Below are 17,734 nucleotides of genomic sequence, written 5' to 3' on the forward strand. Positions count from 1 at the left end.
ATCCGGAACCGACCCGCCAGCACGCCGGAGCCACGCCATGACCGACCGTGACCGGCTCGCCGCCAGCGTTGCGCGCCGCACCTGGCTCGCGCGCCTCGCGCTGTGGTGGGAAGCCGCCTGGCCGGCGCTCTGGCCGCCGCTGGGCGTGATCGGGCTGTTCGTCGTGGCGGCGCTGTCCGGCCTGCCGTTGGTGCTGCCGCCGCTCCTGCACCTGGCGCTTCTGGCCGCCTTTGCCGCCGCGTTGGCCTGGACCGGGCAGCGCGCGGTCCGGCAACTGGCACTGCCGGGCGCCGCCGCGGGCGAACGCCGGATCGAGCGCGATTCCGGCCTCGCGCACCGCCCCATCGCCACGCTGGCGGACCGCCCGACCGGCAACGATCCGGTCGCGTTGGCGCTGTGGGAAGCGCATCGCCGCCGCGCGGCGGAACGCCTAGCGGCGCTGCGCGTCGCTGCACCCCGGCCGGGCCTCGCGCTGCGCGACCCGCGGGCGCTGCGCGCGGGGCTGTCGGTCGCGCTGGTGGCCGGGATCGTGGTGGCGGGGGCCGAGGCGCCAGAACGCCTGCGCCGCGCCCTGCTGCCGCATTTCGCCGGCGCGGCGCTGCCGGCCATCCCGGGCGTGCGCCTCGAAGCCTGGATCACGCCGCCGGCCTATACGGGCGCCGCGCCGATCTTCCTCGACCCCGCCGGCGGGGTTGCCGCGGTGCCGGCCGGCAGCCGGCTGCAGGTGGCGGTCTCGGGTGGCACCGGCGGCGTTCCGGACCTGCTGCTGGACGGCACCGCCACGCCCTTCCGGACGCTCGACCGCGGGTCATTCGCCGCCGAGACCACCATTGAATCCGGCACGCGCCTGGCGGTGCGGCGTGACGGCGCGGAGCTCGCGCAATGGTCGCTCAGCGTGCGTGCCGATGCGCCGCCGGTGGTGGCCTGGGACCAGCCGCCCGCGCGCGCGCAGCGCGGCCTGGCCATCCGCCTTCCCTGGCGGGCCGAGGATGACTGGGGGCTGGCAACGCTGCGCGTCGAACTGCGCCTGAAATTGCGGCCGGAGGCCGAGCCCGTCACGCTCGACCTGCCGCTGCCCGGCGGCAGCCCGCGCACTGCGCGCGGCGCCGCACAGCCGGACCTGTCCGCGCACCCGTGGGCGGGGCTGGAAGTGGAAGCCCGTCTGGTCGCGACCGACCATGCCGGGCAGGATGGACGCAGCGACGGCGCCTTCCTCGAACTGCCGGAACGCTCCTTCACGCATCCCGTCTCGCAGCAGTTGATCGCGCTGCGCAAGGCGCTGTCGGTCGACCCCACGGGGCGCGAGCCGGCCCGGCGCGAACTGGACCGCATCACCGCCGCTCCCGAGGCCTTCGAGCACGACACCGGAACCTTCATCGCGCTGCGCAGCGCGCGCCACCGCCTGCTGCGCGACCGCCGCCCCGCCGCGGTGGTCGAAGCCCAGGAAATCCTGTGGGACGTGGCCGTGGCGCTGGAGGAAGGCCGGACCGACCGCACCGCCCGCGCCCTGGCCGAAGCCCGCCAGGCCCTGCGCGAGGCGCTGGAGGAACAGCGCCGGACACCCAACGACCAGCGCACCGAGGAACAGCGCACCGAAACCGACCGTCGTATCCAGGAATTGCGCGAGGCGATCCGCCGCCACCTGGAAGCCCTGGCCGAACGCCTGCAACGCGAGAACGCCGAAGCCCTGCCCTACGATCCGCAGCAGCGCATGATGGACCAGCGGGAACTCAACCGCCGTACCCAACGCATGCAGGACGCCGCCCGCCAGGGCCGCACCGAGGATGCCGAGCGTGAGCTCGCCGAACTGGAGGAAATGCTCCGCGCGCTGGAGGAGGGCCGCAACATGCGCGCCGAGGACCGCCAGCGGCAGCAGCAGCGCCAGCGCGGCAACCAGCAGATGGGCGCCGTGCAGGACATGGTGCAGCGGCAGACCCAGATGCTCGACCGCAGCCACCAGCGCGCCGAGCAGTCCGACCGTGAACGCGCCGAACAGCGCCGCCGCCCGCAGAACTTCAGCTTCCCGCCGCAGCCCTCGCAGCCGCCGCAGCAGCAGGCGCAGCCGAACCCGGAACGCCAGGCGCAGTCACAGCAGGATGCCCGCGTGCAGCGCGCGCTGCGCCGCGCCCTGGGTGAACTCATGCAGCAATTCGGCGAACTGACCGGCGACGTGCCGCAGCAACTGGGCGAGGCCGACCGCGCCATGCGCGACGCGGACGAGAACCTGCGCGCCGGTGGCGACCCGCGCGACGCGCAGCAGCGCGCCATCCGCGCGCTGACCGAGGGCGGCCGCCAGATGGCCCAGCAGATGCAGCGCCAGTTCGGCCAGGGCCAGCCCGGCGAGGGCGAGGACGAAGGCGAGGGCGAAGGCGAGGGCATGGCCGGCGGCCAACAGGGCGGCGAGGGCCAGGACCAGGCGCAGGAACAGGGCCAGGGCCGGGACCCGCTTGGCCGCCGCAACCGCGAGGCCACGGGCGGGCAGGACAACGCCTCCGACACCCGCGTGCCGGACGAAGCCGAGCTGCTGAAGACGCGGCGCATCCAGGAGGAACTCCGGCGGCGCGGCGCCGAGCGCGAGCGACCGCCGGCGGAACTGGATTATATCGACAGGCTGCTCAGGCGGTTTTGAGCTGCGCGGTCACGTCACCCGATCCAGTTCCTTCTCGTCCAGCGCCCCCGGCACCAGCGTCACCGGCACGCTCAACCGGTGCGCATACCGCCCCGTCAGCGCCGTGATCAGCGGCCCCGGCCCACCGGACCCCGGCGCCATCGCCAGCACCAGGATCGAGATCCGCGGGTCTTCCTCCAGCAGCTTCAGCAATTCGTCGCGCGGATCGCCCTCGCGGATGATCAGGATCGGGAAGCCGCCGGTGATCTCGTTCACCTCGGCGGCCAGGCCCGAGAGCATCTTCTCGGCTTCCTCGCGCCTCTCCTCCTGCATCATGGCGCCCACGCCGGCCCATTCCACCAGGCCGACCGGTTCGATCACCCGCAGCAGCGCCACGCGCCCGCCGCCCTTGCGCGCGCGCAGGCAGGCATAGCGCAACGCCACCGCCCGCTCGGGGCTGTCATCCACCACCACCAGGAAGATGCGATCGCGCTTGGCGGCGGTGGTGGCGGCGGCGGCTTCCTCGGTACCCGGCATCTTGCGGACCTCAGCTTCGACGGAACAGGACGGAACCGAGCCACCCGGCCAGGGCGGCCAACACGATGCAGCCCACACCGTACAGCAGGGGCGCATTGCGGGCGATGCCGGCGATCCAGGCGGCGGAGCCCACCCGGTCCACGCGCAGGAACAGTTCCTGCCGCGCCACGATGCGCCGTTCGCGCACCAGCAGCACTTCCACGCGGTAGTCGCCGGTCTGCACCGTGTCGGGGAAGGACACGCGCGCGGAGAACAGCCGCCCGCCGGCCACGGTCACGGGCGCGGCGTATTCCTGCCAACGCCCGTCCCGCTGCTTGAGTTCGAGCAGCGCCGCGCGGAAGGCCGGCCCCTGCGCCCCCACCACGCGCAGCGGCAGCGCATCGAGCCCGAGCCGGCCGGTGCGCCGCACATCCTCGGGCAGCACCTCCCAGACCGGGCGTGTGCCCGCGATGGCGTAGAAGCCCGGAATCTCCGGGAAGGTCGCGGCCGGTCCATTCACCCAGAAGCCGAGCACGTTCACCTTGCGCCGCACGACGGTCGGCTGCGATGGGCCCCAGGCAACCACCACCACGTCCTCGCCGGTCTGCGGGCCGATCAGGTTCTCGGTGGCACCGAAGACGATGACCGAGGCGCCGGTGAAGCCGGTGGTGATCTCGACCCGGTCGGTGGACAGGTCCGCCGTGAGCAGCGGCGTGCTCGGCGCCTGCTGCGCGCGCGCGGGTAGCGCGGCCAGCAGAACCAGCAGCAGTGCCGCCCATCTCATGGACTTGCGCGCAGCCGCCACACCGGGTCCGATCGACGCTTGCTTCGATGGGTGCCCGTCAACCCTGCGCGCCGACAAGGCCGGGCGGAGACCCGGCCGTGTCATCGTGCCGGACCGATCGCAAACAGGTTCTCCGGCGCGCGGATCAGGTCCCAGGCCAGGCCGATCGCCACCCCGAGCACCAACAGGCCGAGCAGCGCGCGGGTTTCCTCCCCGCGCAGCTTGGTGCCCATCGAAGCGCCGAACTGCGCCCCGGCGACACCGCCGGCGAGCAGCAGCAGCGTGAGGACGATATCCACGCTGCCCACCTGCCAGGCCTGCAGCAGCGTCACGTTGGCGGCGACGAACACCACCTGGAACAGCGACGTGCCGATCACCACGCTGGTCGGCATGCCGAGCAGGTAGATCATCGCCGGCACCAGCATGAAGCCGCCACCCACGCCCATCACGGCCGACAGGATGCCGATCAGGAAGCCCACCAGCAGCGGCGGCACGATCGAGATGTACAGGCGCGACTTCCGGAAGCGCATCTTCATCGGCAGGCCGTGCAGCCAGGTGTGTTCCCCCAGACGCGTGGGCGCCGCCCCGCCGGTGCGCCGGCGGCGGATGATGGCGCGCACGCTTTCGCGCACCATCAGCATGCCGACCGTGCCCAGCACCACCACGTAGAAGAACGACACCGCGACATCGACCTGGCCGGCGCGCCGCAATGCCGCGAACAACTGCACGCCCAGCGCCGAGCCGACGAAGCCGCCGGCCAGCAGCACGAGCCCCATGCGGATGTCGACATTGTCGCGCCGCCATTGCGCGATCAGCCCCGAGACCGACGCGCCCAGCGTCTGGTTCGCGCCCGAAGCGACCGCGACCGGGGACGGGATGCCGATCAGGATCAGCAGCGGCGTCAGCAGGAAGCCACCGCCCACGCCGAACAGCCCCGACAACCAGCCCACGCCAAAGCCGATGCCCAGCAGCAGCAGGGCATCCACGCTCATTTCGGCGATCGGCAGGTAGACCTGCATCGCGCGCCCCGCGCTTCGGTTCGGGTGAATCGACGAACCCGCCGGGTGTGAACCCGGCGGCGCCATGCGGCAAGGGACAATCGCCGCAGGACAGGGCAGGATTGCGGCAGCCGCATCCGAGAGGCCACAGATGATCTTTCACCGCCGCCTGCTGCTCGGCGCCCTGCTTGCCGCACCGGCGCTGCGCAGCGCGCGCGCTCAGGCCGCGCACCGTGTCCGGATCATCCACACCAACGATTTCCACAGCCGCCACGAACCCGTCGCGCGCGCCTCCGGCGCGGCGTGCCGGGCGAACGACCCCTGCCTCGGCGGATCGGCGCGCCTGGCAGGCGGTGTCGCGGCCGCGCGGGCCGAGGCCGCGGCGGCCGGACGCGCCGTGGTCGCGGTCGATGCGGGCGACCAGTTCATGGGCTCGCTGTTCTACACGCAGCATCGCGGCGCGGCGGAACTCGCCGTCATGCGCGCCTGGGGCTGCGAGGCGATGACACTCGGCAACCACGAATTCGACAATGGCCCGCAGACGCTCGCGCGCTTCGCCGCCGGCGCCGACTTCCCGATCCTGGCCGCCAATATCGACGCCAGCGCCGAACCGCTGCTGGCAGGCCGCATCCGCCCCTGGTTCGAAACGGTGCGCGGCGGCGCGCGCATCGCCTTCGTGGGCGTCATCACGCCGGAGACGCCGCAATTGTCCTCGCCCGGCCGCAACCTGCGCTTCACGGACCCGGCCGAGGCCGCCGCGCGCGCCATCGCCACCATCCGCGCACAGGGGCCGGCGACCATCGTGCTGCTGTCGCACATGGGCCTGGGCGCCGATCGGCGCATCGCCGAACAGGTGGCTGGCATCGATGCCATCATCGGCGGGCATTCGCACACGCTGCTGGCGGCCGAACCCGATGCCGACGGGCCGTCCCCCACGCTGGTCGACGGGCGCGACCGCACCGTGCGCATCCTGCAGACCGGCGCCTACGGGCGCTTCCTCGGGCGGCTCGACCTCGACCTCGCGCCCGATGGGCGCATCGCGGCACAGGGCGGGTCCACCATCCAACTCGGCGCCGAATTCGCGGAGGATGCGCGTGTCGCCGCGCTGGTCGCGGAACTCGCCCGCCCGCTCGAGGAAACCCGCCGCCGCCCGGTCGGCCGCCTGCCCGCCGCCCTGCCCAACGGCGATTGCCGTCGCGGCGAATGCGCGCTCGGCAATCTGGTGACCGAGGCGATGCTGGCCGCCATCCCCGGGGCCGAGATCGCCATCACCAATGGCGGCGGCCTGCGCGCCGGCCTGCCCGAGGGCCAGGTGACGATCGGCGACGTGCTGACCGTGCTGCCCTTTGGCAATACCGTCGCGGTAATGGGCCTGCGCGGCGCCGACGTGCTGGCCGCGATCGAGCATGGCCTGTCGCAGGGGGCTGGCACCGCCGGGCGCTTCCCGCAGGTGGCCGGCATCCGCTTCGCCTGGGACCCGACCGCCCCGCCAGGCAGTCGCGTGCGAGGCGTGCAGGTGGCGCAGGGCGGCGGCTTCGCGCCGCTCGACCCCGGGCGGGTCTATCGCGTCCTGACCAACGACTTCATGCGCAAGGGTGGCGACGGCTACGTGATGTTCCGCGACCGCGCGCTCGACCCGTACGATACCGGGCCGGTGCTGGACGAGGTGGTGGCCGACAGGATCGCCCGCGGCCAGGTCGCGGGCGTGCCCGTGGATGGACGCATCGTGGCGCGCTGAGCGCCGGTGAGGGACGTACGAATGCGCCCCATGGCGCAGTCGCCACCAGGCGGTCAGCCCAGCCGCGTCTCGATCTGCGCGAGCCGCGCCTCGACCCGCGCGGCGCGCTCGGCCGCGACGGCGCCGAGCGCATCGGCCAGCTGCCGGTGCAATGCGCGCAGCTCGAGGTCGGGCACCGTGCCGACGGCCGCGACCAGTCCGGCCAGCGCCGCGCCCAGGCCATCCGGCGGCGGGGCGGCGCCCGGGGTGGTCTCGGCCGCGGCGGGCACGGCCTCCGCCTGCGCTTCGCCGGCGAAGGTCACCACCACGCCGAGCGCGCGGCCCTCTGCGCTGCCGGCGACCTCCTGGATCACCTGCCGGCGGATATCGGGGCGGTTCTCCACCCGCTGCAGGTGGTGGCGGTAGCCGTCCTCGTCCGGCCAGCGATTGAGGATCACCGTGTAGAGGTTCACGACGAATTCGTGGTCGCTGCCGTCCAGCAGCTCGCTGCCGTTCACCTCGCGCATCGGGTCCTCCGTTGGTCCGCGGGCGTCAATGCCCGCGCCCGGCGCGAATGGTCAACGACGTTCCCTGAAGAAATCGCGCAGCAGGGCGGCGCAGTCGCTCTCGCGCAGCCCGCCCACCACCTCCGGCGCGTGGTGGCACGATGGCGCGGCGAAGATGCGCGCGCCATGCTCCACGCCGCCGCCCTTGGGGTCATAGGCGCCGAAGACCAGGCGCTTCAGCCGGAAGAAGGACGCCGCCTGGGCGCACATCGGGCAGGGTTCCAGCGTGACGGTCAGGGTGCAGCCGACCAGGCGGGGGGTTTGCAGGATCGCGGCGGCGGCGCGCAGGGCGAGGATCTCGGCATGGGCGGTGGGGTCGTGGCGCGCCTCGACCTCGTTGCCGGCGGCGGCGAGGACGGCACCGGATTCATCGGTGACGACGGCGCCGACTGGCACTTCGCCACGCGCGGCCGCGGCCGCGGCCTCGCGCAGGGCCAGTTCGATGGGGGTCATCGCGGCGCCACTCCAGGCAAGGCGAGCGGATGCACGGTGGCGGATCGGCCTGCTACCGCGCGCGGAGGAGCGGGTGCTCGCGTCGGTCTCAGATGCTCGCCTGCCAGAACAGGACGACATCGGAAAACCGAATGGTGCGCGAGTCACTCGAGCTGCTGTTGTAGCTGAAGACATTCTCGCCTGGCTTGACCACGCCGGCTGCCACCACCTCCTGGAAAAACCGGACCGGACGCGAATCGCCACTGTTGGCCGTCCAGGTCCATACGAGCGCGCCGTTCAGTCGAACATTGACCGTAACCCCGTCGTCACTGTCCGCGTCAAACATGAAACTCAGGATCGACCGTGACGAGGGATGTATATTGTCCGGTACGGTGAAATTGCGTGTATCAACGCTTTTCTCTGAAATCCAGTCATCAACGATGATGGAATAGTCCGCCACCCGCGCCATGTGATGATCCTTTCTGCAAGGGTGTCTTCAAGACAAAGAATTACTTGATATTCTTGTTTCCTCTAAATCTCGGCCTGCCACCACAGCACGGCGTCAGATATGCTGATGATCGAGAGCCCGCCGTCGGGATCGTTGAATTTGACTTTCACCTCGAACCTGTTGTCGCCGGGCTTGACGATGCCCGCCGGCACGACTTCCTGGAACACGCGCGTGGGATTTTCGCTGTTCGTCCAGTTCCAGGTCCAGACCACGCTGCCATTCAACAAAACGCGGGTCGACATTCCGTCGAAGGACCCAAAGGGAACATCGCCCGAGTCTAACCCGCGTGCCTTGATTTTGAACCGCAAGACAGAACGCGATCCTGCATGAATGTTGTCTGGCACCGTGAAATCGACATTGCTGTCCTGAATCACGTTGTCGGAAATGATGGAATAGTCGGCAACCCGCGCCATGTCAGGATCCTTTTCCAGGTTCGAAAGGTTCGAACCCGAATACTTGCCCGAATTTTCCATGCGGCTCACCGGATCGGCGGCGGCTGGATGACGCTAGTTGACCTGAACGTCTCGCGCAACGTTTGGCTGGACCGCAGCGACCGCCGGCTTTGGCCCGGCGCGGCCGCGCCCCGACGCTTGCCGCGCGGGCCCGCTGGGCTGAGGATCGCACCAACCACCGGAGGACACCATGCCCGAGGCCCCGATCCCGCCCGACGCTGCCGAAGACCGCTTCGATGCCCTGGTGATCGGCGCCGGCTTTGCCGGGCTGTACCAGCTGCACGCGCTGCGCGACCGGCTCGGCCTGCGGGTGCGCGTCCTGGAGGCCGCCGATGGCGTGGGCGGCACCTGGTGGTGGAACCGCTACCCGGGGGCGCGCTGCGATTCCGAAAGCCACGCCTACGCCTTCTATTTCTCCGATGACCTGCTGCAATCCTGGGACTGGTCGGAACGCTACCCGCAGCAGCCCGAGATCCTGCGCTACCTGAACCACGTGGCCAACCGGCTGGACCTGAAGCGCGACATCGCCTTCGGCACGCGCGTCACGCAGGCGCGATGGGACGAGGCTGCCGGGCTGTGGCGCGTCGCGACCGGCACGGGCCGGCGCTACGCCGCGCCCTTCCTCATCACTGCGGTGGGGTGCCTGTCCTCGGCCAATATCCCCGACATCCCGGGTGCGGCGGATTTCGCCGGCACCATCCACCACACCGGCGAATGGCCGCACGACGGCGTGGACTTCACCGGCAAGCGCGTGGGCATGATCGGCACCGGATCGACCGGCATCCAGGCCGCACCGGTGCTGGCCGAGACGGCCGCGCATCTCACGGTGTTCCAGCGCACCGCGAACTATTCCATCCCGGCGCGCAACCGCCCGCTGGACGATGCCTTCAAGCGCTGGGCGAAGGACAACGCCGCCGAGATCCGCGCCGCGATGCACAGCACCACGAACGGGCATCCCTGGCCGCTCGGGACACGCTCCGCGCTCGAGGTCGGCGCCGAGGAGCGCGAGGCCGCGTTCCGCGCCGCATGGGAGAAAGGCGGCCTGGCGCTGCGCGCGACCTTCCGCGACATCCTGACCAGCCGCGCCGCCAATGACACCGCCGCCGACTTCATCAAGGCCCGTATCCGCGAGGTGGTGAAGGACCCCGCCACGGCGGCGAAACTGGCCGACATCGACCACCCCTTTGCCACCAAGCGCCCGCCGATCGACACCGGCTATTTCGAGACGTTCAATCGCGACAACGTGGACCTGGTCGATATCCGCGCCGACCCGATCGCGCGCATCACGCCGACAGGGATCACGCTGCGCAGCGGTGCGGAATACGCGCTGGACGGCATCGTCTTCGCGACCGGCTTCGACGCCATGACGGGCGCGCTGCTGCGCATGGACATCGCCGGGCGCGGCGCGCTGCCGCTGGCCGAAGCCTGGGCGGCCGGGCCGCGCACGCAGCTCGGCCTGCAGGTGCCGGGCTTCCCGAACCTGTTCACCATCACCGGCCCGGGCAGCCCGTCGGTGCTGACCAACATGCCGGTCGCGATCGAACAGCATGTCGAATGGATCACGGACTGCATCGCGCATCTGCGCCGCGAGGGCCTCGCCACCATCGAGGCGACGGACGACGCCGCCGAGGCCTGGGTCGCGCATGTGAACGACGCCGCGAATGCGACGCTGATGCCCCAGGCGGGCCATTCCTGGTACCTGGGTGCCAACGTGCCGGGCAAGCCGCGCGTCTTCATGCCCTATGCCGGCGGCATGGCGCGCTACCGCGTGATCTGCGCGGATGTGGCGGCGCAGGGCTATCCAGGCTTCGTGACCGCACCGCAGGGCGAACGCGTTCCGGCCTGAGCCGCGCCCTGGACTGCGTCTGGTTGGCGCCGCACGAAGCCCGACACCGGCCCCCCATCCCTCAGGGGTGGCCGGGCGTGGCGCGGGCCGGTGCCGCCGGGTCCGCGGGGCGCCGCCGTCAGAACGTTACGCGCGGCGGCGGCAGCGGCGTGCCTGGCGGAATGGCGCCGGCGCGGATCATGCACTCATGATACAGTTGCGGCAGGAGCACGAGCAGTTGCTGGCGGATGTTCTCGGCATTTGCGGCGTTGCCGCCGGCCTCGGAGCCCAGCCGGCGCACCTGCGGGTCACGCTCGATCTCGCTGCGGCAGGCGGCGGCGACCGGCCCTGGGTCCTGCGGCACATTGGCCCAGACGCCACCGCCGCAACCGCTGGTGCCGAGCGCCAGGGCCAGCATCGGCACCGCAAGCCATGAACGCGTCATCGGTCGTTCCTCCCCCTCATGCCGGCGGCGCCAGCACCTTGTCGCGATAGTTGCAGAAGGCGCGCGCCACGCAGCGCCAGCATTCCGGTGCGCGCGCCTTGCACACGTAGCGCCCGTGCAGGATCAGCCAGTGATGCGCATCGCGCAGCAGCGCCGGCGGGCAGCGCTTGACCAGGCGTTCCTCGACTTCGCGCACGTTGCGGCCCGGCGCCAGGCCGCACCGGTTGCCCAGGCGGAAGATGTGCGTGTCGACCGCCATCGTCTCCTGCCCGAACACCACGTTCAGCACCACGTTGGCGGTCTTGCGCCCCACCCCGGGCAGCGCTTCCAGCGCCGCGCGGTCGGCCGGCACCTGCCCGCCATGCTTGTCCACCAGGTCGCGTGCCAGGGCGGCCACGTTGCGCGCCTTGCCCTGCCACAGGCCTATGGTGCGGATGTAGGGGCCGATGCCCTCCGCCCCCAGCGCGGCCATGGCGGCCGGCGTAGGCGCCGCCGCGAACAGGGCGGGCGTGCAGCGGTTCACCGCCGCGTCGGTCGTCTGGGCCGAGAGCACCACGGCCACAAGCAGCGTGAAGGGGTCGGTGTACAGAAGCTCGGTTTCCGGCGCCGGATTGGCGACAGCCAGGGACCGGATGAAGGCCTCCGCCTGTGCCGCGGGCATCATGCGCGCGCGGCGCGGCGCGGTCGCGCTGCCGTGGTCGATACGCTTCGGTTTCGCGGGGCGTGCGGGCATGGCTGGTATCCGGGCGATCCTCGCCTATCCTGTGACCCGATGACAGCCCCCGCCGAGCCCATCCTGTTCCAGGCCATCTGCACGCCGCCGCGTTCGCTGACACCGCGCGGCTTCCGCATCTTCGCGCTGCTGCTGGGGATGGTCTCTGCGGCCGTGGGGTTGCTGTTCCTGGCGATCGGCGCCTGGCCGGTGCTGCCCTTCCTGGGGGTCGAGGTCGCCTTCGCGCTGGGCATGCTGGCGCTGCATGCCCGGGGCGCGGCGCGGCGGGCGGAACTGCTGCTGCTGGTGCCGGGCCGGCTTTCGGTGGCGCGCACGGATTCGCGCGGCCGGCGCGAGGAGATCGTGCTCGACCCCACCTGGGCGCGCGTGACGCATCGTGAGGACCCCGGCCATGCCGGCACCCTGCTGATCGAGAGCCGGGGCCAGGTGGTCGAGATCGGGCGCGACCTCGCTTCCGAGGACAAGGCCTCGTTGCAGCATGCCCTGCACAGCGCGTTGGTGCGGGCGCGCCAGCCGGTCTTCGATAACGCTCAGCTGCGTTAGTTTTTTTGTGCGCCCTCAGTCGGCGGGCGGGCCGCATCCGCGGCCCTTGCCTTCGCGCCGTGCACCGGCGGCCTGCACGATCCGTTTTCGCGGCCCTCGGGTGGGCGGTTCAGGGCGACCGCGCCGCGGCGCGCGCCAGGGCGTCCACTCGCCAGCGCAATTCCCCGTCGCCGACCAGCGAGGGCGCCACGCTTGTGGCACCGGGCATGCCGGGCGCCAGCAGCGCTGCCACCGCCTCGGCCGTGGCGGCCGCAAGCCCCGCCTGGCGGCACATGCCGGCAACCGACTTGGCGCAGCGTGTCGCGATGGCGTGGTCGATCGCGCTACGCGGCATCCGGCTTAATGTCGCGAGCGCGGCCGCCACGAAAGCAACCTCCCCGCCATGCGCGGCGCGCAGCAGGACCGCATCGTTCAAGGCGCCGGCATCGGCCAGAATGGCGGCGCGGTTCGCGGAATCGGCCGCCGACTCGCCCTCGCGCGCGGCGCCGGCCAGCCGGGTCGCGACGGCTGCGCGGACCTGCGCCGTGGCCTGCGCCGGCAGGTCGGTGCGCGCCGCCAGCGGTGCAAGAAGCTCCTCGGCGATGAAGGCCGCCAGCGCCACGGCGGCGCGCGGCGGCAGGTAGGGCCGGCGCACCAGCGGTTCCTGCCAGGCGGTATGCTCGGCGGCCTGCACCACCAGCGCATCCAGGGTGCTCTCGCGGATCGCCGCGGTGTGGTTGCGCAGCAGCGTGCCGATCGCCAGCGCATCCCCGGTCGCGACCAGCGCGTCGGCGACGGTTTCGCTGATGCCCGGGCGCCGCGCGACGGCGGTCAGGGTCTCGCGCAGCGGAGGCGCATCGACCAGCGCCAGCAGGTCTTCCTCGGCCAGCAGGGGCGACAGGCGGATGACCGGGCCGGCCACACGGATGTCGCGGTCGGCCGCCAATGCCCGCACCATCTCGCGCGGGGCGTCGGGCAGGTCCTTCACGGCCTCGGCGATGGTGGCGCGGATCTCGGCGACGGTGTCGGCGGCCAGCTGCGCCAGCGCCGACCAGGCCATGTGCGCAAGCCGGTCCTGCTGGGCGGGGGCGAGGTCCGGCGCGAGGGCGGCGAGCCGATGCGCCAGCATGGCGCGGACCTCCTGCTCGCCATCGCCGGCCAGCACCGCGAAGCTCTGGTGTGGGGTGGCGGGGTTGCCGGCGACGGCGCGACGCACCGCGGCATCGTCGTCCCCGGCCAGGTAGTAAAGAGCCTCGGGTGGCGCCTGCGGATGGGCCGCGAGTGCGGCACGCGCTTCCGTGCGCCCGGGGGCGCGCCCTTCATCGAGGATGCGCGCGGCGGCGCCCAGATCGATCATGGCCCGGCCCCCGCCAGTCGCCAGCCGCCGCGGTCGTGGCGCTTGGCGTCGTACAGTGCGGCATCGGCGCGCGCGAGAAGCCGCGCGGCGCTCTCGCCCGAGGCTGGATGCCAGGCCGCGAGCCCCAGGCTGAAGCGCGGGGCGCGGTCGCCGGGCTGCTGCGCGGCACCGTCCAGCAGGGCGCGCGCGCGAGCGATCGCCGCCGCCTGGTCGGCGCCCGCGATCCACAGAATGAATTCGTCACCGCCGAAGCGCGCCGCCAGGTCGCCCGGTGCGGCGGTGCCGCGCAGCAGCCGCGCGGTGGCGCGCAGCGCGGCGTCGCCGGCTTCGTGGCCATGCTGGTCGTTCAACGGCTTCAGGTTGTCGAGGTCGAGGAACACCAGCGCGCCCGCATTGCCGCGCAGACGTGACTCGAGCGCATCGAGGAAGGCGCGGCGGTTGGCAAGGCCGGTCAGCGGGTCGGTGCTGGCCTGGCGTTCCAGTTCGCGCTGCATGCGGTCGAAGCCGAGCACCGCGCCCAGCATCGCGGCCATGGATCGCAGTACGGCCAGGTCTTCGGCGTCCCAGGCGCGGCCGCCGGGGTCGCGCCAGGCGGCCAGCGCGCTGGCGGCGGGGGGGCGGCCGTGGTGGTGCAGCACCGCACAGGGCTGCTGCGCGTCGGGGCTGGTCAGCCAATCCTCGCCGGCCAGCAGCGTCGCGGCGGTGTGCTGCAACAGGGCGGGGGGCACCGCCATCGTGGTGGCGGCGACCTCGGGCAGGGGGTCCGCCGGCACCAGCATGGCCGCGCCGGCGCAGCCCAGCGCGTCGCGCAGCCCGGCCAGGCCGAAGTCCAGCGCCTCGCGCGCGGTGCCTGCATGGCGCACGGCCTCGGCCAGGGAATCGAGCAGGGCCGCGCGGCGCAGCCCGGCCGCGGCGCTGGCGGCGGCGGTTTCCTGGGCCGTGACGTCATGCGCCGCGCCACGCAGGCCGGCATGGCCGCCGCGCGCATCCGCCAGCGGCGCCAGGGAGAGGGCCAGGCAGCGCGGCTGTCCCTGCGCGTCGGCCATCCAGACACGGTGCCCGCGCATGGTCCGATGCTGCGCAAAGGGGTTGGGCCCCGCGCCCAGCAGTAGGCTGTCTGCCCGGCGCCCGAGTAGATCGGCCGCGCGATGCCCCAGCGCCACATCGGGCCACAGGAAGGTGAAGCGCCCGGCGTTGTCCGTCTCGAAAACCAGGTCGGCGGCGAGGCCGGCCAGGTCCTGCCAGCGCTGGCGCGATTCCAGCAGGGCGCCGTGCAACGCCGCCGAGGCCGCCGCCGCAGGCGGGACCATGACCGACCAGTCCTCCGGGCGCAGCGCCGTGTTCATCGCGGCGATGGAAGCGCGGGGCCGGTGAATCTCCGGTTAGCGCGCGGTCCAATGAGGCGGCACCGCCCGCCCGCCTGCGTCCCCCATGTTGCCGGCCGACCTGCCCGGGGGCGCTGCAGGACCCCCGCGCGTTGACAGGCCCGCGCCGCCGCCGCAAGGAGCGCCGCCCGCCCCTGGACCGCCGGAGACAGACGCCATGGACAAGACCGCCCTGCAGGACCGCATCGAATCCCTGTGGCAGGTGCGCGACCGCATCACCTCGGCGACCGGCGGCGCCGACCGCGCCGCGGTCGAGGACGCGCTCGAGGCGCTGGACGCGGGCACGGCGCGCGTGGCGGAACCCGACCCGGCCGGTGGCTGGAAGGTCAACCAGTGGCTGAAGCAGGCGGTGCTGCTGTCCTTCCGCCTGACCGATTCGGCGCCGATGGACACCGCCGCCGGCGCCTATGACAAGGTGCCGCTGAAGTTCCAGGGTTGGGGCGAGAACCGCTTCAAGGAAGCCGGCTTCCGCGCCGTGCCGGGCGCCGTTGTGCGCCGTTCGGCCTATATCGCGCGCAACGTGGTGTTGATGCCGTCCTTCGTGAATGTCGGCGCGCGGGTGGATGAAGGCACCATGATCGACACCTGGGCGACCGTGGGCTCCTGCGCGCAGATCGGCAAGAATGTGCATATCTCGGGCGGCGTGGGCATCGGCGGCGTGCTGGAACCACTGCAGGCCAACCCGGTGGTGATCGAGGATGACTGCTTCATCGGCGCCCGGTCCGAAGTGGCCGAGGGCGTGATCGTCGAGAAGGGCGCCGTGCTGTCCATGGGCGTGTTCATCGGCGCCTCGACCAAGGTGATCGACCGCGCCACCGGCGAGATCTTCATCGGCCGCGTGCCGTCCTATTCGGTGGTGGTGCCGGGCGCGCTGCCGGGCAAGCCGCTGCCGGATGGCTCGCCGGGGCCCTCGCTTTATTGCGCGGTGATCGTGAAGCGGGTGGATGCCCAGACCAGGGCCAAGACCGCGATCAACGAATTGCTGCGCGACTGATGCCCTGCCCTCACGCGCCGTGCGGGCGGCATCCGCCCCCGTCGCGCCGCGGGCACGCTTGCGCTGTCGCGGCGCGGGCGCGCCTCCGGCATGACGCTCGCCGGACGCCCGGCGGCGCCCATTCCGGCGTTCGGCCCGCAGCGCGGGCGGCGACATGACGCAGCGCGTCGCGACCGATCCGATCCCGCTGGCACAGGCCCTGATCCGCTGCCGGTCGGTGACACCGGCCAATGACGGCGCGCTCGATGTCGTCCAGCGTGCGCTGGAACCGCTCGGCTTCGCCTGCACGCGGCTGGTGTACGGGCCGGAGGACTACCGGGTCGACAACCTGTTCGCGCGGCGCGGCACGTCCGGCCCGCACCTCTGCTACGCGGGCCACACCGACGTGGTGCCGCCGGGCGATGTCGCGGCCTGGACCGATGATCCGTTTTCCGGCGAGGTCCGCGACGGGGTGCTGTTCGGCCGCGGCGCCTGCGACATGAAGGGCGGGATCGCGGCCTTCGTCGCGGGGCTGGCGGACTACCTGGCCGAACGCCCGGATCATCCCGGCTCGATTTCCCTGCTCATCACCGGCGACGAGGAAGCGCGGTCGGTCGATGGCACCGCGCGCGTGCTCGAATGGATGCAGGCGAATGGTCAGGTCCCCGACATGGCGCTGGTCGGCGAGCCGACCAGCAAGGCCGCGCTCGGCGACACCATCAAGATCGGCCGGCGCGGCAGCCTGACGGCGCGCATCGCGGTGCACGGCAAGCAGGGGCACAGCGCCTATCCGGCCCTGGCCGACAACCCGATCCATCGGCTGGTCGCGGCGCTGGGGCCGTTGCTGGCCGCACCACTTGACCATGGCAGCGAGTTCTTCCCGCCCACCACGCTGCAGGTCACCGGCTTCGACGTGGGCAACACGGCGTCCAACGTCATCCCGGCCACCGCGCGGGCCATGCTGAACATCCGCTTCAACGACCTGCACGACAGTGCCGGGCTGACGCAGCGCCTGCATGCGGCCTTGCAGGCGTCCGGCTGCCGCTACGAGATGACGGCGGAATGCTCGGGCGAGAGCTTCCTCACCCGCCCCGGCCCCTTCGTGGATGCGCTCTCGCGCGCCATCGCGCGCAGCACCGGCGTGACACCAGCGCTCGATACCGGTGGCGGGACCTCCGATGCGCGCTTCATCGCGCGGTATTGCCCCGTCGCGGAATTCGGCGCGGTGGGTGCGTCCCTGCACCAGGTGAACGAACACGCGCCGGTGGACGAACTGCGCCGCCTGGCCGCGACCTACTGCGCCATCCTGCACGAGGTGCTCGGCTGAGCGCACCCCAGCCCCCGCCGGCCGGGCCGATCCTGCGCGGCATTGCGGGCGCGCTGCTGCTCGCCCGCGGGCGGGCGGTGGGCGTGCTGGCCTTCGCGCCCACGCCGGCCGAGGCGCGTGCATCCTTCGTCGCGGCGCTGCTGTGCCTGCCCTTCTTCCTGATGCTGCGCGGGCTCGCCGGCGGCGAGACGCTGCGCGGACTCACGGCGGATATGATCGCCTATGTCTGTTCCTGGGCGGGCTTCGCGCTGGCGTCCCTGCCGCTGTGCGAGGCGATGGGCCGGCGCGCGCTGTGGCCGCGCCTGGTGGCGGCGTGGAACTGGGTGAACCTGGTGCAGTACGTCGTGCTCGGGGTGCTGGCGCTGCCCGGGGTGCTCGGCGTGTCGGGCATCGCCATGGAGGCGCTGGGCCTGATCGCGGTCGGCTATGCGCTGTGGCTGCAGTGGTTCACCGCGCGCGCGGCCCTGGGGGTGAACGGGTTGCGCGCGGCGGCCTTCGTGGCGTTGGACCTGGCGATCGCGGTGTTCCTGTCGGGGCTGGTGGTCCGGCTCGGGGTGGGCTGATCCGGCCGGCGGCGTCGCCAGGT

General features: G+C 72.3%; 18 protein-coding genes. 7 read left to right on the forward strand and 11 right to left on the reverse strand.

Features of this window, described 5'->3' with window-relative positions; genetic code table 11:
- Positions 1-37: 37 nt before the first annotated feature.
- A complete protein-coding gene (locus MWM08_RS00550; protein WP_244457525.1) occupies positions 38-2,629 on the forward strand; it encodes a TIGR02302 family protein in 2,592 nt (863 codons plus the stop codon).
- 9 nt (positions 2,630-2,638) lie between these two features.
- On the opposite strand, the gene MWM08_RS00555 is transcribed toward MWM08_RS00550, so the two are convergent.
- The 3 genes from MWM08_RS00555 to MWM08_RS00565 form a co-directional block, all read right to left on the reverse strand.
- On the reverse strand, positions 2,639-3,145 hold the full coding sequence (locus MWM08_RS00555; RefSeq protein WP_244457526.1) for a universal stress protein: 507 nt from the start codon (positions 3,143-3,145) through the stop codon (positions 2,639-2,641).
- 10 nt (positions 3,146-3,155) lie between these two features.
- Complete coding sequence (locus MWM08_RS00560; RefSeq protein ID WP_244457527.1) at positions 3,156-3,908, reverse strand: TIGR02186 family protein; 753 nt, start codon at positions 3,906-3,908, stop codon at positions 3,156-3,158.
- A 101-nt stretch (positions 3,909-4,009) separates the two neighbouring features.
- Positions 4,010-4,927 carry a sulfite exporter TauE/SafE family protein gene (locus MWM08_RS00565; protein WP_244457528.1) on the reverse strand — a complete coding sequence of 306 codons (918 nt, stop codon included), beginning with the start codon at positions 4,925-4,927 and terminating at the stop codon, positions 4,010-4,012.
- Positions 4,928-5,057: 130 nt separating this feature from the next.
- Between MWM08_RS00565 and MWM08_RS00570 the strand changes: the two genes are divergently transcribed.
- Positions 5,058-6,644, forward strand: a complete 1,587-nt coding sequence (locus MWM08_RS00570) for a bifunctional metallophosphatase/5'-nucleotidase (RefSeq protein WP_244457529.1) — start codon at positions 5,058-5,060, stop codon at positions 6,642-6,644.
- 53 nt (positions 6,645-6,697) lie between these two features.
- Here the strand turns inward: MWM08_RS00570 and MWM08_RS00575 are convergent, their stop codons facing one another.
- The 4 genes from MWM08_RS00575 to MWM08_RS00590 all read right to left on the reverse strand — a co-directional run bounded on the left by MWM08_RS00575 (position 6,698) and on the right by MWM08_RS00590 (position 8,611).
- Positions 6,698-7,150: a DUF4214 domain-containing protein gene (locus MWM08_RS00575; protein ID WP_244457530.1), complete on the reverse strand. Its 453-nt coding sequence runs from the start codon at positions 7,148-7,150 to the stop codon at positions 6,698-6,700.
- Between the two features lie 51 nt (positions 7,151-7,201).
- Positions 7,202-7,642 carry a nucleoside deaminase gene (locus tag MWM08_RS00580; protein ID WP_244457531.1) on the reverse strand — a complete coding sequence of 147 codons (441 nt, stop codon included), beginning with the start codon at positions 7,640-7,642 and terminating at the stop codon, positions 7,202-7,204.
- 88 nt (positions 7,643-7,730) lie between these two features.
- Entirely contained in the window at positions 7,731-8,090 is a 360-nt protein-coding gene (locus MWM08_RS00585) for a hypothetical protein (RefSeq protein WP_244457532.1), read from the reverse strand.
- Positions 8,091-8,152: 62 nt separating this feature from the next.
- Positions 8,153-8,611 carry a hypothetical protein gene (locus MWM08_RS00590; RefSeq protein ID WP_244457533.1) on the reverse strand — a complete coding sequence of 153 codons (459 nt, stop codon included), beginning with the start codon at positions 8,609-8,611 and terminating at the stop codon, positions 8,153-8,155.
- 160 nt (positions 8,612-8,771) lie between these two features.
- On the opposite strand from MWM08_RS00590, the gene MWM08_RS00595 reads away from it, so the two are divergent.
- Positions 8,772-10,427: a flavin-containing monooxygenase gene (locus MWM08_RS00595; RefSeq protein WP_244457534.1), complete on the forward strand. Its 1,656-nt coding sequence runs from the start codon at positions 8,772-8,774 to the stop codon at positions 10,425-10,427.
- A 118-nt stretch (positions 10,428-10,545) separates the two neighbouring features.
- On the opposite strand, the gene MWM08_RS00600 is transcribed toward MWM08_RS00595, so the two are convergent.
- Both MWM08_RS00600 and nth read right to left on the reverse strand, forming a co-directional pair.
- Entirely contained in the window at positions 10,546-10,851 is a 306-nt protein-coding gene (locus tag MWM08_RS00600) for a hypothetical protein (RefSeq protein WP_244457535.1), read from the reverse strand.
- Between the two features lie 16 nt (positions 10,852-10,867).
- The gene (nth, locus tag MWM08_RS00605) at positions 10,868-11,512 is read right to left on the reverse strand and encodes an endonuclease III (RefSeq protein WP_244460038.1); all 645 of its coding nucleotides are present in this window, start codon (positions 11,510-11,512) and stop codon (positions 10,868-10,870) included.
- Positions 11,513-11,623: 111 nt separating this feature from the next.
- Here nth and MWM08_RS00610 point away from each other — a divergent pair, with 111 nt between their 5' ends.
- Positions 11,624-12,127 (forward strand): DUF2244 domain-containing protein, encoded by a 504-nt coding sequence (locus tag MWM08_RS00610; protein ID WP_244457536.1) that lies wholly within the window; start codon positions 11,624-11,626, stop codon positions 12,125-12,127.
- A 109-nt stretch (positions 12,128-12,236) separates the two neighbouring features.
- Here the strand turns inward: MWM08_RS00610 and MWM08_RS00615 are convergent, their stop codons facing one another.
- Positions 12,237-13,463, reverse strand: coding sequence for a DUF2336 domain-containing protein (locus MWM08_RS00615; protein WP_244457537.1), 1,227 nt, complete (start codon positions 13,461-13,463; stop codon positions 12,237-12,239).
- Entirely contained in the window at positions 13,460-14,809 is a 1,350-nt protein-coding gene (locus MWM08_RS00620) for a sensor domain-containing diguanylate cyclase (RefSeq protein ID WP_244457538.1), read from the reverse strand. Before MWM08_RS00620 ends, MWM08_RS00615 begins: the two co-directional genes overlap by 4 nt.
- 196 nt (positions 14,810-15,005) lie before the next feature.
- On the opposite strand from MWM08_RS00620, the gene dapD reads away from it, so the two are divergent.
- The 3 genes from dapD (at position 15,006) to MWM08_RS00635 (ending at position 17,711) form a co-directional block, all read left to right on the forward strand.
- The gene (dapD, locus tag MWM08_RS00625) at positions 15,006-15,842 is read left to right on the forward strand and encodes a 2,3,4,5-tetrahydropyridine-2,6-dicarboxylate N-succinyltransferase (RefSeq protein WP_244457539.1); all 837 of its coding nucleotides are present in this window, start codon (positions 15,006-15,008) and stop codon (positions 15,840-15,842) included.
- 154 nt (positions 15,843-15,996) lie between these two features.
- A complete protein-coding gene (gene dapE, locus MWM08_RS00630) occupies positions 15,997-17,148 on the forward strand; it encodes a succinyl-diaminopimelate desuccinylase (RefSeq protein WP_244457540.1) in 1,152 nt (383 codons plus the stop codon).
- Positions 17,149-17,231: 83 nt separating this feature from the next.
- The gene (locus tag MWM08_RS00635) at positions 17,232-17,711 is read left to right on the forward strand and encodes a hypothetical protein (protein ID WP_244457541.1); all 480 of its coding nucleotides are present in this window, start codon (positions 17,232-17,234) and stop codon (positions 17,709-17,711) included.
- Positions 17,712-17,734: the final 23 nt, after the last annotated feature.

This window comes from Roseomonas fluvialis, assembly GCF_022846615.1.
Taxonomy (GTDB): Bacteria; Pseudomonadota; Alphaproteobacteria; order Acetobacterales; family Acetobacteraceae; genus Neoroseomonas; species Neoroseomonas fluvialis.